This is a genomic window from Streptomyces sp. NPDC031340 (assembly GCF_055569945.1).
The window spans coordinates 1-15,781 of the sequence record NZ_JBVIIE010000102.1 but is presented as its reverse complement, the minus strand read 5'-3'; the positions used below and the strand labels follow the sequence as shown (position 1 = coordinate 15,781).

The 15,781-nt window shown below is 74.3% G+C and carries 3 protein-coding genes; all 3 read right to left on the bottom strand.

The features are described from left to right. Window positions 1-8,222 (bottom strand): SDR family NAD(P)-dependent oxidoreductase (locus ACZ5GT_RS40045; protein WP_469036691.1); only part of this gene is annotated, 8,222 nt, incomplete at its 3' end. A gap of 111 nt (window positions 8,223-8,333) precedes the next feature. After that, window positions 8,334-13,364 (bottom strand): type I polyketide synthase, encoded by a 5,031-nt coding sequence (locus tag ACZ5GT_RS40040; protein ID WP_469036687.1) that lies wholly within the window; start codon window positions 13,362-13,364, stop codon window positions 8,334-8,336. Between the two features lie 35 nt (window positions 13,365-13,399). Further along, window positions 13,400-15,781, bottom strand: a 2,382-nt coding sequence (locus tag ACZ5GT_RS40035; RefSeq protein WP_469036684.1) for an SDR family NAD(P)-dependent oxidoreductase, incomplete at its 5' end; no start/stop codon positions are given.

Below are 15,781 nucleotides of genomic sequence, written 5' to 3'. Positions count from 1 at the left end.
TCCACCGCCGCAGCCGCCTCCGCGAACCCGGCCGCGAACACCGGCGACGCATCCAACAACCCCAAACCCATCCCCACCCACTGCGACCCCTGACCCGGGAACACGAACACCACCTTCCCGCCGGTGTCGGCGGCTCCGTGGTCGGCGACACCGCTGGTCACGTGGTCGGCGGTGCGGTCCTCGGCGAGGGCCGCGAGGCCCGCCAGCGCGGTCTCGCGGCTGTCGAGGACGACGGCTGCGCGGTGTTCGAGGTGGGAGCGGGTGGTGGCGAGGGTCAGGGCGACGTCGGAGAGGGGCAGGTCGAGGTCGGCGGCCAGGTGGTCGTGCAGGCGGCGGGCCTGGTCGCGCAGGGCGTCCGGGTTCCGGCCGGAGAGCACCCAGGGCACGGTGGCCGCGAGGACGCCGGCGACGGCGGGCCGGCCGGTGTCGCCGGGGGCGCGGTCGTCGGCGGTTTCGGGTGCGGCGGGCGGCTGCTCCAGGATGACGTGGGCGTTGGTGCCGCTGATGCCGAAGGAGGAGACGCCGATGCGGCGCGGTTGCCCGGTGTCCGGCCAGGTCCGGCCATCGGTGAGGAGGCGGACGTCCCCGCTGTCCCACTCGATGTGCGGGGACGGGGCGTCGACGTGCAGGGTCCGGGGCAGGACGCCGTGGCGCAGCGCGAGGACGGATTTGATGACGCCGGCGACGCCGGAGACGGCCTGGGTGTGGCCGATGTTCGACTTCAGGGAGCCGAGCCACAGGGGCCGGTCGGCGGGGCGTCCCCGCCCGTAGGTGGCGAGCAGGGCGTGCGCCTCGATGGGGTCGCCGAGGCGGGTGCCGGTGCCGTGCGCCTCTACGGCGTCGACATCCCGCGCGGAGAGCCGGGCGTCGGCGAGGGCGGCGCGGATGACGCGCTGCTGGGAGGGTCCGTTGGGGGCGGTGAGGCCATTGGAGGCGCCGTCCTGGTTGGTGGCGGAGCCGCGGACGACGGCGAGGACGCGGTGGCCGTTGCGGCGGGCGTCGGAGAGCCGTTCCAGCAGGAGCATGCCGAGGCCCTCGGAGAAGGAGGTGCCGTCGGCGGCGTCCGCGAAGGCCTTGCAGCGGCCGTCGGCGGCGAGGGCGCGCTGCCGGCCGAATTCCAGGAACTCGGCGGGGGTCGCCATGACGGCGACGCCGCCCGCGAGGGCGAGGGTGCACTCGCCCTGCCGCAGTGCGCGGGTCGCGAGGTGCAGGGCGACGAGGGAGGAGGAGCAGGCGGTGTCGACGGTGACGGCGGGGCCCTCCAGGCCGAAGGTGTAGGCGACGCGGCCGGAGATGACGCTGTTGGACAGGCCGGTGCCGAAGTAGCCCTCGACGCCGTCGGGGATCTCCCGCAGTTCGGTGGCGTATCCGGAGGGGACGGCGCCGACGTAGACGCCGGTACGGCTGCCCTTGACGGCGGCCGGGTCGATACCGGCGCGTTCGAAGGCCTCCCAGGCGCCTTCGAGGACGAGCCGCTGCTGGGGGTCCATGGCGAGGGCCTCACGGGGCGAGATCCCGAACAGTTCGGGGTCGAACAGCCCCGCGTCGTGCAGGAATCCGCCTTCGCGCACGTAGGTGCGGCCGGGCAGGCCGGGCTCCGGGTCGTAGAGGCGGTCGAGGTCCCAGCCGCGGTCGGCGGGGAACGGCCCGATGGCGTCACGGCCTTCGCTGACCAGCCGCCAGAGCGCCTCGGGCGAGTCGGCGCCGTCGGGGAAGCGGCAGGCCATGCCGACGATGACGACGGGGTCGTCGGCGGGGGGCGCGACGGGTGCGGTGTCCTGTCGCGGGGTGTCCTGGGTGGCGTCGCCGAGGAGTTCGGTGCGCAGCAGCCGGGCGAGGGCGGCCGGGGTGGGGTGGTCGAAGACGACGGTGGCGGGCAGCCGGAGGCCGGTGGCGGCGCCGAGCCGGTTACGCAGTTCGACGGCGGTGAGCGAGTCGAAGCCGAGGTCCTTGAACGCCTTCTCGGCGCCGACGGCATCGGTTCCGCCGTGTCCGAGGACGGCGGCGGCGTGGGTGCGCACCAGGTCCAGGAGTGTGCGGTGCCGGTCGTCGGGGGTGAGTCCGGCGAGCCGGGCGGCGAGGGCGGAGCCGCCCGCGCCGTCGGCGCCGTCCGCGGTGCGCCGTGCCGGGGCGCGGACCAGGCCGCGCGCCAGGGCGGGCACGGCCCCGGTGGCGGCCATGGCGCGCAGGGCCGCCGGGTCCAGGCGCACGGGCAGCAGCAGGGCCGACCCCGCGGCGTGGCCGGCGTCGAACAGGGCGAGTCCGTCGGCGGCGGGGAACGCCGCCATGCCGGAGCGTGCCATGCGCTGGACGTCGTCCTCGGACAGGTGCCCGGTCATGCCGCTGGCCTCGCCCCACAGGCCCCAGGCGAGTGAGGTGGCGGGCAGGCCATGGGCGGCGCGGTGGTGGGCGAGCGCGTCGAGGAAGGCGTTGGCGGCCGCGTAGTTGCCCTGTCCCGGGCCGCCGAGGACACCGGCGGCGGAGGAGTACAGCACGAACGCGGTCAGGTCGAGGCCCTGGGTGAGCTCGTGCAGGTGCCAGGCCGCGTCCGTCTTGGGCCGCATGACATGGTCGACGCGCGCGACGTCCAGGGAACCGAGGACACCGTCGTCCAGAACACCGGCGGTGTGGACCACACCGGTCAACGGCCGCCCGGCGGGAATCGTCGCCAGCAGCGCGGCCAACTCCCCACGGTCCGCGACATCACAGGCGGCCACCACCACCTTTGCCCCCGACTCCTCCAACTCCCGTACGAGTTCGGCGGCACCCGGCGCGTCCGCGCCCCGCCTGCTGGTCAGCAGCAGATGCCGCACCCCGTGCACGGCCACCAGATGCCGGGCCAGCAGCGCGCCCAGCGTGCCGGTACCGCCCGTGATCAACACCGTGCCCTCCGGGTCCCAGCCCTGCAGGACGGTCAGCACGAGCTTGCCGGTGTGCCTGGCCTGGCTCATGAACCTGAACGCCTCCGGAGCCCGCCGGACATCCCACGCCCGCACCGGCAACGGGGTGAGCTCGCCCGCCTCGAAGTGGCGTACCAGCGCGGCGAGGATCTCGGCGGACCGGTCGGGCCCGGCTTCCGCCAGGTCGAAGGCCCGGTAGCCGACGCCCGGGTGCGCGGCGGCGACGTGCTGCGGGTCGCGCACGTCGGTCTTGCCCATCTCGATGAACCGGCCGCCCTCGCCGAGCAGGCTCAGGGAAGCGTCGACGAGGTCACCGGACAGCGAGTTCAGGACGACGTCCATCGCGGGGAACTTCTCGGCGAAGGAGGTGTCGCGGGAGGAGGCGATGTGGTCGTCGTCCAGGCCGAGTTCGCGCAGCGTGTCCCACTTGCCCTCGCTCGCCGTGCCGAACACCTCGGCACCCAGATGCCGGGCGATCCGCACCGCCGCCATGCCCACACCGCCCGCGGCCGCGTGCACCAGCACCCGCTCCCCCGCCCGCAGCCCGGCCAGGTCGACCAGACCGTAGTACGCGGTCAGGAACGCGGTCGGCACGGACGCGGCCCGTTCGAAGTCCCAGCCGTCCGGGACGCGGACCACCAGACGCCGGTCGGTGACCGTCCGCGGTCCGAAGGAGCCCGGGAAGGGGCCCATCACCCGGTCGCCGGCCTTCAGGCCGTCGACGCCGGGGCCGACCTCGGTGACGACGCCGGCGCCCTCGTTGCCCATCGCGGCGTCGCCCGGGTACACGCCGAGCGCGATCAGGATGTCGCGGAAGTTGAGGCCGGCCGCGCGCACGGCCACCCGTATCTCGCCTTCCGCGAGCGGGCGTTCGGCGGCGGGCGTCAGGGCCAGGCCGTCCAGGGTGCCGCCGGAGCCCGCGGTGAGCTGCCAGGCGGCTGCGCCGGGCGGCGGCGCGAGCGGGCCGCCGGAGGTGTGACCGCGGGTGAGGCGCGGCACCAGGACGTCACCGTCGCGCACGGCTGCCTGCGGTTCGTCGGCGGCAAGCGCCGCGGCCACCGCAGCGGGCAGCCGCCCGGCCGCGTCGTCGGCTGCGTCATCGGCCGCGTCGTCGGCTGCGTCGTCAGCTGCGTCATCGGTCGCCTCAAGGTCGATGAGGACGATCCGGCCCGGCTGTTCGGCCTGGGCCGAGCGGACGAGGCCGCGGGCGGCGGCGTACGGCAGGTCGGTGACGTCCTCCCCGGTGCGGGTGGCGACCGCGCCCCGGGTCACGACCACGAGCCGCACACTCGCCAACTCCGGTCGTGCGAACCATTGCTGAAGGGCTGTCAGTGTCTCCGCCGTGGCCGTGCGTGCGGCGCCGGCGGGGTCGGCGGGGTCGGCGGCGGCGCCCGGCTCACCGCCGAGCGGCAGGACCACCACGGACGGTGCGGGCAGTCCCGCGGCCAGGGCCTCACCAAGAGCGGTCGCGTCGTCGAAGACCTGCGGGAACACGCCGAGGCCCTGGAACGCGTCGAGCACGCCCAGCCGATCGGTTCCGAGCACGAACCAGTCGTGCGGGGCGGCCGCCTCGACCGGCGCGGCGGCGCTCCACTCCAGCCGGAACAGGCTCTCCTGGACGCGGCGGGTGTCGTCGTCGAGCCGGGCCGCGTCCACGGGCCGGGACACCAGGGAGCCGACGCTCGCCACGGGACGGCCCTGCGCGTCGGACAGTTCCAGGCGGGCGCCGTCCCCTGCCGGGGTGATGCGGGCGCGCAGCGCGGTGGCGCCGACCGCGTACAGGGTGACGTCGTTCCACGAGAACGGCAGCCGTACGCCGTCATCCTCGCCGCGCGCCGCCAGGCCCGCGTGCAGTGCGGCGTCCAGGAGCGCGGGGTGCAGCCCGAAGCGGGCGGCCTCGTCGTGGTGCGCGGGGTCGAGCACGACCTCCGCGTACAGTTCGTCGCCGTCCCGCCAGGCGCCGGTCAGGCCGCGGAATGCGGGGCCGTACGTGTATCCGGTCGCGGCCAGTGCCTCGTAGAACCCCTCCAGGCCGACCGGCTCGGCGCCCGGCGGCGGCCACACGGACGCCTCGAACCGGGGCTCGGGCCGGGGCGCCGCACCGAGCAGACCGGTCGCGTGCCGGGTCCAGGGGGCGCCTCCGGGGGCGTCTTCGGCGGCGTCCTCGGGCAGCGAGTACAGCGCCACCGGCCGCCGCCCGTCCGCCTCGGCGGCCCCGACGACGGTCTGCAGCCGGACACCGCCCTCGGCGGGCAGCACCAGCGGCGCCTCCAGGGTGAGTTCGTCGAGCGTGGTGCACCCGGTCTCGTCCCCGGCCCGTACGGCGAGTTCGACGAACGCGGCGCCCGGCAGCAGCACGGTCCCGCCCACGGCGTGGTCGGCGAGCCACGGGTGGCTCTGGAGCGACAGCCGCCCGGTGAGCACCACCTGATCCCCCTCCGCGAGCCGCACCGCGGCCCCCAGCAGAGGGTGCTCCGCAGCGACCAGCCCGGCCGCGGTGACGTCACCGGCGCCGGTGACGGCGATGTCCAGCCAGTAGCGCTCGCGCTGGAAGGCGTAGGTGGGCAGGTCCACCCGTGCGGCATCTTGCCCGGGGAGCAGGGCCTGCCAGTCGACCGGGGCGCCGTGGACCCAGGCCTCGGCGAGGGAGGTCAGGAAGCGCTGCGGGCCGCCCTCGTCGCGACGCAGGGTGCCCAGGGTGACGGCGGCGGCCTCGGAGGCGTCGATGCTCTCCTGCACCCCGATCGTCAGCACCGGGTGCGCACTGGACTCGACGAACAGACCGTGGCCGCGCTGCAACAGGCCCTCGACGGCTTCCTGGAAACGAACCGTGGTGCGCAGATTGGTGTACCAGTACCCCGCGTCCAACTCCGGACCGTCGACGAAATCACCGGTGACGGTGGAGAAGAACGGGATCTCGGCGGTGCGCGGCTGAATGCCGTCCAGCAGGCCGATCACCTCGTCACGGATCGACTCCACCTGGGAGGAATGCGAGGCGTAATCCACGTTGATACGCCGGGCACGGACACCATCCGCCTCACAGGCGGCCATCAACTCGTCCAGCGCCTCCGGATCACCCGAAACCACCGTGGACTGCGGACCGTTGACCGAAGCCAGAGCCAACCGGTCACCGAAGGACGCGATCCGCTCCCGCACGGCATCGGCGGTGTCCGCCACCGACACCATCCCGCCCTTACCCGCCAGAGCGATCAACGCACGAGCCCGCAACGCGGACACCTTCGCCGCATCCTCCAAACTCAGCACACCGGACACGGCCGCCGCAGCGATCTCGCCCTGCGAGTGACCGACCACCGCAGCCGGCTCCACGCCCACCGACCGCCACAACTCCGCCAGCGACACCATCACCGCCCACAACGCGGGCTGCACCACATCCACCCGGTCAAAACCGGGCGCACCCTCGACACCCCGCAGCACATCCAGCAGCGACCAGTCCACCAACTCGGCGAGAGCCTGTGCGCACTCCTCCAGCCGCCCGGCGAACACCGGCGAAGCCCCGTACAACTCCACCGCCATCCCCGCCCACTGCGACCCCTGACCCGGGAACACGAACACCGGACGGCCCGCACCCTTCAGCACCGACCCCGTCACCACCCCCGGCCGGCCCTCCACCAACGCCGACAACCCGGCCAGGAACCCCTCCCGGTCCCCCGCCACCACCACACCCCGCTGCTCCAACGCCGCCCGCGTCCCCACCAACGCCCGCGCCACCGCACCAGACGCCACCTCCACCCGCCGCCCGGCGAAATCACGCAACCGGACCGCCTGTCCTCGGAGGGCGTCCGGGGTGCGGGCCGAGACCGGCCAGGGGATGAGGCCGCCGCCGACGGCGGGTTCCGTGGCGGGGGGCTTCTCCTCCGGAGCGGTGTCCGCGGGAACGGCGTCCTCGGGCGCGGCGTCCGCTGAAGCGGTGTCCTCGGGGAAGTGCTGTTCGAGGATGACGTGCGCGTTGGTGCCGCTGATACCGAAGGACGAGACGGCGGCACGGCGGGGGCGGTCGACATCGGGCCAGGGGCGTTCGTCGGTGAGGAGTTCGACGGTGCCGGAGCTCCAGTCGATGTGGGGGGACGGTTCGGTGACGTGGAGGGTCCGGGGCAGGACGCCGTGGTGGAGGGCCATGACCATCTTCATGACGCCGGCGATGCCCGAAGCGGCCTGGGTGTGCCCGATGTTGGACTTCACGGAGCCGAGCCACAGGGGCCGGTCGCCGGGCCGGTTGCGGCCGTAGGTGGCGAGCAGGGCGTGGGCCTCGATGGGGTCGCCGAGGGCGGTCCCGGTGCCGTGCGCCTCGACGACGTCGACGTCCTGCGTGGAGAGACGGGCGTCGGCGATGGCCTGCTTGATGACGCGCTGCTGGGAGGGGCCGTTGGGGGCGGTGAGACCGTTGGAGGCGCCGTCCTGGTTGGTGGCGGAGCCGCGGACGACGGCGAGGACAGGGTGGCCGTTGCGGACGGCGTCGGAGAGCCGTTCGACGAGGAGGATGCCCGCGCCCTCGGCGAGGGCCATGCCGTCGGCGCCGGCGGAGAAGGCCTTGCAGCGGCCGTCGGCGGCCATGCCGCGCTGCTCGCTGTAGCCGATGAACTCCAGCGGGGTCGACATGACGGTGACGCCGCCGACGAGCGCCATGCCGCACTCGTCGCGGCGGAGCGACTGGGCGGCCATGTGGAGCGCGACCAGTCCGGAGGAGCAGGCGGTGTCGACGGAGACGGCGGGGCCTTCGAGACCGAAGGTGTACGCGATGCGGCCGGAGACGACGCTGGCGGCGCTGCCGGTGGTCAGATGGCCCTCGTAACCTTCGGGGATCTCGGGCAGCGACCAGCAGTAGTCGAGGTTGTAGCAGCCGATGAAAGTGCCGGTGCGGCTGCCCTTGACGGACAGCGGGTCGATGCCGGCGCGCTCCAGGGCCTCCCAGGCGGTCTCCAGGACGAGCCGCTGCTGCGGGTCCATGGCGAGCGCCTCGCGCGGCGAGATGCCGAACGCGGAGGGGTCGAAGTGGCCGGCGTCGTAGAGGAAGCCGCCCTCGCGCACATAGGTGCGGCCGGAGCGTTCCGGGTCGGGGTCGTAGAGGGCGTCGATGTCCCAGCCGCGGTCGGTGGGGAAGTCGCCGATGGCGTCGCCGCCCTCGGTGACCAGGCGCCACAGGTCCTCGGGCGAGGCGACACCGCCGGGGAAGCGGCAGGCCATGCCGACGATGGCGATCGGTTCGCGCCCGGCGTCCTCGACCTCGCGCAGGCGCCGACGCGTCTCGTGCAGATCGGTGGTGACCCACTTGAGGTATTCGCGGAGCTTGTCTTCAGTCGCCATGGGGACCTCTCGGGCCTCTCTGGTTGAGGTGGGGCGCGGTGCACGGGCGGGCTGGACGTACGGGGTGGCCGGCGGGGCGCCGGACGACGCCCCGGCCCGGTCTCTCCCCGGTCATTCGGGTCTGCCGAACTCGCGGTGGATGAAGGCGAAGATCTCGTCGTCGGAGGCGGCGTCGAGCTGTTCGCCGACGGACTCGCCGTCCTCGGTGGCCTGTGCCTCCTTCCACCGGGCGAGCAGGGACTCCAGGCGCCGGGTGAGGTCCCTGCGTTCGTCCTGGCCGAGGGCGAGCGACAGCAGGTCCGTCTCGATGCGGTCGAGTCCGCTGAGCACGGTGGCCGCGGTGGCCTCCGTCTGTGCGGCGTCGCCGAGGAGGTGCTCGCGGAGGTAGCCGGCGAGGGCGTCGGGGGTCGGGTAGTCGAAGACGACCGTGGCGGGCAGGGTCAGGCCGGTGGCCGCGCCGAGGCCGTTGCGCAGTCCCACGGCGGTCAGGGAGTCGAAGCCGAGATCCTTGAAGGGGCGTTCGGCGTCGACGGCGGCGGCCGACGTGTGGCCGAGGACGGCGGCGGCGTGCTCGCACACCAGGTCGGCGAGCATGCGGTCCTGCTCGGTCGCGGAGAGTTCGGCGAGTTTCTGCCGCAGCTCCTCCACGGCCCCGCCCGCGGCACTCTCATTGGCGTCGGCGCGGGCGGCACCGCGCAGGCGGCGCACCTCCGGGATGTCCTCCACGAGACGGGCGGCGCGGGAGGAGGTGAACAGCGGCAGGAACCGGTCCCAGTCGACGTCGGCGACCGCGACGGCCGTCTGGTCGTGGTCGAGTACGGCGCGCAGGGCGCGGCCTGCGGTGTCCGCCGCGAGCAGCGGCAGTCCGCGGCGCACGGAGCGCCGCTGCAGTTCGGCGGCCTCCTCGGGATGGGTGTCCGCGTCGAACAGGTCCCACACGCCCCAAGCGACGGAGGTCGCGGGCAGCCCGCGGGCCCGGCGCCGCTGGGCGAGGGCGTCGAGGTACGCGGCGGCCGCGGCGAACGCGGCGTGCTCGCCACCGCCCCAGGACCCGGTGACGGAGGAGAACAGCACGAACGCGTCGAGCTCCCGGCCGTCCCCGCCGAACACCTCGTCCAGGGCGCGGGCCGGTTCGACCCGCGCGGCGAGGGTGGCGGCGAGCTGGTCGACGGTGGTGGCGGCGACCGGCGCCAGTTCGAGGTGGGTGTCGGTGTGCACGACGGTGCGGACCGGCGCCCCGGCCGCCTCCTCGCGCGCCACGGCGGCCGCGAGCGCGGCGGTGCCGATGCCGTCCCACTCCACGACGGCCACGGTGACGCCGTCGGCCGTCAGCTCCCCGACCAGGCCCTTGAACTGCGTGAGGTCCGCGCCGGCGGGCACGGTGAACAGCAGGCGCCGGGCGCCTTGGGCGGCGAGCTGCCGGGCCGCCGCGGCCCCCAGCGGGCCGACGGCGCCTGTGACGAGGACGGTGCCGTCAGGTTGCCAGGGCCGTGCGCGCTCGCCGTCCGGCAGCGGTGCGCGGGCCAGCCTGCGGACGTACGACCCGGTGGTGCGCAGCGCGACCTGGTCCTCCCCGTCGGAAGCGCCCAGCAGACCGGCGAGACGTGTCCGGGCGGGCTCGTCCAGCTCGCCCGGCAGATCCACCAGGCCGCCCCAGCTCTGGGGGTGTTCCAGCGCGGCGACCAGGCCGAGGCCCCACACCTGCGCCTGCACGGCGCTGTGCGGCGCGTCCTCCGGCCCGGCCGCGACGGCACCCCGGGTCGCGGCCCACAGGGGAGCGTCGACGCCGGCGTCGTTCAGGGCCTGGACCAGAGCGAGGGTGCCGGCCAGGCCTGCGGGCACCGCCGGCTGCTCGGCGTGCGGCCCCTCGTCGAGGGCCAGCAGCGAGAGCACCCCGGCCAACGGCCCCTCACCAGACGCCTCTTCGGCCGCCACCTGCTCGGCCCAGGCTCCGCGCGCGGCCCGTGCGGGGTCGAGGACGAGCCGTCGTACCCGGGCCCCGTGAGCGGTCAGCGCCTCGGCGCAGGCCGCCGCCGTCTCCTCGTGCCCGTCCTGCGGCACGGCGAGCAGCCAGGTGCCGGAGAGCGCCACCGGGGTCGGATCGGGCCGGTGCTTCCACTCGACGCGGTAGCGCAGCCCGTCCAGTTCGGTCCGCTCACGCCGCCCGCGCCGCCACTCGGCGAGCGCGGGCAGCACTCGCTCGAGATGTCCGGTGTCACCGAGTCCCAGCGTCCCGGCGAGCGAGGCGACGTCCCCGCCCTCGACCGCGTCCCAGAACCCGGCCTCGACCGCGTCGACGACGGGAGCGCTGGGAGCGGCGTCGGCTCCGGCAGGCTGCAGCCAGTAACGGTCGCGCTGGAAGGCGTAGGTGGGCAGGTCGACTCCGGATTCACCGGGTGTACGCCCCTGCACTACCCGCCAGTCGACCTGCGCTCCGTGGACCCAGGCCTCGGCGAGGGAGGTGAGGAAGCGCTGCGGGCCGCCCTCGTCACGGCGCAGGGTGCCCAGGGTCACCGCGGCCGTCCCGAAGGCGTCGATGCTCTCCTGCACGCCGATCGTCAGCACCGGGTGGGCGCTGGACTCGACGAACAGACCGTGCCCGCGCGGCAACAAGCCCTCTACGGCGTCCTGGAAACGGACGGTGGTGCGCAGGTTGGTGTACCAGTACTCCGCGTCCAGTTCCGGGCCGTCGACGAAGGCGCCGGTGACGGTGGAGAAGAACGGGATCTCGGCGGTGCGCGGCCGGATGCCGTCCAGCAGGGTCAGCACCTCGTCACGGATCGACTCGACCTGGGAGGAATGCGAGGCGTAGTCGACGTTGATCCGCCGGGCGCGAACGCCGTCGGCCTCACAGGCGGCCATCAACTCGTCCAGCGCCTCGGGTTCGCCGGAGACGACGGTGGACTGCGGCCCGTTGACGGAGGCGAGGGCCAGTCGGTCGCCCCAGGCTGTGATCCGCTCCCGTACGGCATCGGCGGTGTCCGCCACCGACACCATCCCGCCCTTGCCCGCCAGAGCGATCAGCGCACGAGCACGAAGAGCGGACACCTTCGCCGCATCCTCCAGACTCAGCACACCGGCAACGGCTGCCGCAGCGATCTCCCCCTGCGAGTGACCCACCACCGCAGCCGGCTCAACGCCCACCGACCGCCACAACTCGGCCAGCGACACCATCACCGCCCACAACACGGGCTGCACCACATCCACCCGATCAAAACCGGGCGCACCCTCGACACCCCGCAGCACATCCAGCAGCGACCAGTCCACGTAAGGCTGCAACGCCCGCCCGCACTCATCCAGCCGCCCGGCGAACACCGGCGAAGCCCCGTACAACTCCACCGCCATCCCCGCCCACTGCGACCCCTGACCCGGGAACACGAACACCGGACGGCCCGCACCCTTCAGCACCGACCCCGTCACCACCCCCGGCCGGCCCTCCACCAACGCCGACAACCCGGCCAGGAACCCCTCCCGGTCCCCCGCCACCACCACACCCCGCTGCTCCAACGCCGCCCGCGTCCCCACCAACGCCCGCGCCACCGCACCAGAGGCCACCTCCACCCGCCGCCCGGCGAAATCACGCAACCGGACGGCCTGGGCCCGCAGGCCTTTCGTGCCGCGGCCGGAGAGGATCCAGGGGGCCGGGGTGTCGCCCAGGAGGGGGGCGGCCTGCTCCGGTTGCGGCTGCGCTTCGGGGGCGGGCGGGGCGGCCTGCACGATGACGTGGGCGTTCGTGCCGCTGGCGCCGAACGAGGAGACGGCGGCGGTGCGGGGGCCGTCGGCGGTGGGCCAGGGGTGTTCCTCGGTGAGGAGTTCCACCGCGCCGGCCGACCAGTCGACCTCGGGCGTCGGTGCGTCGATGTGCAGGGTCCGCGGCAGCACCCCTTCGCGTACCGCCATGACGGCCTTGATCATTCCGGCGACGCCGGCCGCGGCGGCCGCGTGGCCGATGTTCGACTTGACGGAGCCGAGGTGCAGCGGGCGGCCCTCGGCGCGGTTCTGTCCGTAGGTGGCGAGCAGGGCCTGGGCTTCGATGGGGTCGCCGAGGGTGGTGCCGGTGCCGTGTGCCTCGACGAGGTCGACCTGGTGGGGGGCGAGGCGGGCGTCGGCGAGGGCGGCCTCGATGACGCGGATCTGGGAGGGGCCGTTGGGCGCGGTGAGGCCGTTGGAGGCGCCGTCCTGGTTGACGGCGGAGCCGCGGATCACGGCGAGGACCTGGTGGCCGTTGCGGCGGGCGTCGGAGAGCTTCTCCAGGAGGAGGACGCCGGCGCCCTCGGACCAGCCGGTGCCGTCGGCGGCGGCGGCGAACGGCTTGCAGCGGCCGTCGGGCGCCAGTCCGCGCTGTCGGCTGAACTCGACGTACACGTCCGGTGTCGCCATGATCTGCGCGCCGCCCGCCAGCGCGAGGGTGCATTCGCCGCGGCGCAGGGACTGCACCGCGAGGTGGAGCGCGACGAGGGACGAGGAGCACATGGTGTCGACCGAGAGGGCGGGGCCTTCCAGGCCGAAGGTGTACGCGATGCGGCCGGAGGCGACGGCGGTGGCGATGCCGGTCATCAGGTGGCCTTCGACGTTCCCGTCCGCGCTGGGGGTGTCGGGGCGGGCATTGCCGTAGCCGGCGTAGGTGGTGCCGACGAACACGCCGGTGCGGCTGCCGGTGAGGCCGGCGGGATCGAGTCCGGCGCGTTCGAAGGCTTCCCAGGTGGTTTCGAGGAGGAGCCGTTGCTGCGGGTCCATGGCGAGCGCCTCGCGGGGCGAGATGCCGAAGAACTCGGCGTCGAAGTCGCCCGCGTCGTGCACGAATCCGCCCTCGCGCACATAGCTGGTGCCGAGCCGGTCGGGGTCGGGGTCGTAGAGGGCGTCGAGGTCCCAGCCGCGGTCGGTGGGGAAGCCGGTGACGGCGTCGCGGCCGTCCCGTACGAGCTGCCACAGGTCCTCGGGGCCGCGCACGCCACCGGGGTAGCGGCAGGCCATGGCGACGACGGCGACCGGCTCCGGCTCGACGGCCTCGACCTCGCGCAGCCGCTGCCGGGCCTGCTTGAGTTCGGCCGTCACCCACCGCAGGTGGTCGAGCAGCTTCTGTTCGTTGTCCGTCCGGCTGTGCTCCGTCTGGATGTGCTCCGTCTTGCTGTGGCGGTCCATGGCGCTGGGGCTCCTTGGGTGGCGTTCCGGCACGTCTACGACTTGCCGAGCTCGTCATGGATGAGCGCGAAGATCTCGTCCGCCGAGGCATCGGCCAGTTCGTGGTGGCTGTCGCCCGCGGCGGGCTCGCGGCCGCTTTCGGTGCCCCACTTGGAGAGCAGCACCTGGAGGCGTCCCGCGATGCGGTGACGGGTGGCGTCGTCGGGGCCGAGCCGGGTGAGCGCGGCGTCGATGCGGTCGAGGTCGGCGAGGACCGAGGTGTCGGTTTCGACCTCGCCGTCGAGCAGCCGGGTGCGCAGGTCCTTGGCGAGGGCGGCCGGGTTGGGGTGGTCGAAGAGGAGGGTCGCGGAGAGCCTCAGGCCGGTCTCGGCGGCGATCCGGTTGCGCAGTTCCACGGCGGTGAGCGAATCGAAGCCGAGGTCCTTGAAGGGCCGTGCCGCCTGTACGGCGTCGGTGCCGCGGTGGCCGAGGACGGCGGCGGCGTGTTCGCGGACCACCTCGATCAGGAGGTGTTCCTGTTCGGCGGCCGGGGTGGCGGCGAGGCGGCGGCGCAGCGCGGAGGCCGACTCGGTGGCGGCCGTGCTCCGTTCGGGCGCGTCGTCCGCCAAAACTTCCTGCACTTCGGGCAGTTCGCTGATCAGCGCGCTGTGCCGCAGGGCCGTGTAGCTGGGGGCGAACAGCGACCAGTCGACGTCGGCGACACCGACGCAGGTCTCGTCGAGGTCGAGGGCCTGTTGCAGGGCGGCGATGGCGGTGTCCGGCGCGATGCCGATGACGCCGCGGCGGCGCAGGTGCTCGTCGACGTCCTCGGAGGCGGCCATGCCGGCCTCGGCCCAGGGCCCCCAGGCGACCGCGGTGCCGGCGAGCCCGTCGGCCCGCCGGCGTTCGGCGAGTGCGTCGAGGTGGGCGTTGGCCGCGGCGTACGCGGCCTGGCCGCCGCTGCCCCACATTCCGGCGCTGGACGCGAACAGCACGAAGGCCCGCAGGTCCAGGCCGAGTTGACGAGTCAGCTCGTCGATCAGGTCGGCCGCGACCGCCTTGGGCCGCAGCACCTGGGCCAGGTGTTCGGCCGTGACGTCGTCCAGGAACGCGCTGTCGGACACACCGGCCGCGTGCACGACCGCGGTGAGCGGCCGTTCGGCGGGTACGGAGGCGAGCAGCGCGGCGAGTTGCTCACGGTCGCCGACGTCACAGGCGACCGCTCGGGCGTCGGCCCCCGACTGCCGTAATTCCTCGACAAGTTCGGCGGCACCCGGTGCGTCCGGGCCGCGCCTGCTGGTCAGCAGCAGGTGCCGGGCGCCGTTCCCGGCCAGCCAGCGGGCGAGTCGGCTGCCGAGGGCACCGGTGCCGCCGGTGATCAGAACGGTGCCCGCGCCGTCGGGCCGCCATTGGGTGCGGGCCCGGTCGGCGGGCACGGGCGCCCGGCGCAGCCGCCGCACCAGCGTCCCTGAGGCCCGTACGGCCACTTGGTCCTCGCGTTCCTCGGCTGCCTGCGGTCCGAGGACGGCGGCGAGCCGTGCACCGGCCCGCTCGTCGATCTCCGCGGGCACGTCGACGAGGCCGCCCCACCGGTCCGGGTACTCAAGCGCGGCGACCCGCCCGAGCGCCCATGCCTGTGCCTGGGTGCCGGTCGTGTCGGCAGCCGGGTCGCCGTGGCCGGTGGAGACGCCGCCGCAGGTCAGGTTCCACAACGGGGCACCGATGCCCGCATCGCCGAGCGCCTGCGCGAGGGCGGCGGTCGCGGCGACGGCCGCGCTGACCGCTGGGTGCGCGCGGTGCGGGCGAGCGTCGAGCGGGAGCAGCGAGAGCGTTCCGGCCGGGTCCTCCGACATCGTGGAGGAGAGCCGCTCGGCCCAGGCCGCACGGTCGGCGCCGGTGGCGTCGAGGCGTAGTTCGGTGGTCTCCGCGCCGTGCGCGGCAAGCGCCTCGGCCGCCTGCACGGCGAGCGCCTCGGCGGCCTCGACCCCTTCCGGTACGACGATCAGCCAGCGTCCGGTGAGTCGCGGAACGCCAGCCGCGGGCGCCGCCTTCCACTCGATCCGGTACCGCCAGGAGTCGAGCGTGGACTGCTCACGCCGGTCCCGCCGCCAGTCGGCGAGCGCCGGCAGCACCGCACGGAGCGGCTGCTCGTCGGGCAGGCGCAGGGTGCCCGTGAGAGCCTCCAGGTCCTCCCGCTCGACGGCCTCCCAGAACTGCGCGTCCACGGCGTCCTGGGCGGTGGCGGGGCCGGAGGACGCGGGAGTGGCTTCGAGCCAGTAGCGCTGGTGCTGGAAGGGGTAGGTGGGCAGGTCGACATGCCGGATGCCGGTGGCCGGGAACAGGCGGTCCCATTCCACGGGCAGACCCCGCGTCCACGCCTCCGCCAACGCCGTCACGAACGCCTCCGGCTCCGCACGGCCCTTGCGCAGCACCGGCGT

What these genes read in the sequence shown, in the direction of transcription:
- ACZ5GT_RS40040 (WP_469036687.1), bottom strand. Translation starts at nt 13,364, where the DNA reads ATGGACCGCCACAGCAAGACGGAGCACATCCAGACGGAGCACAGCCGG.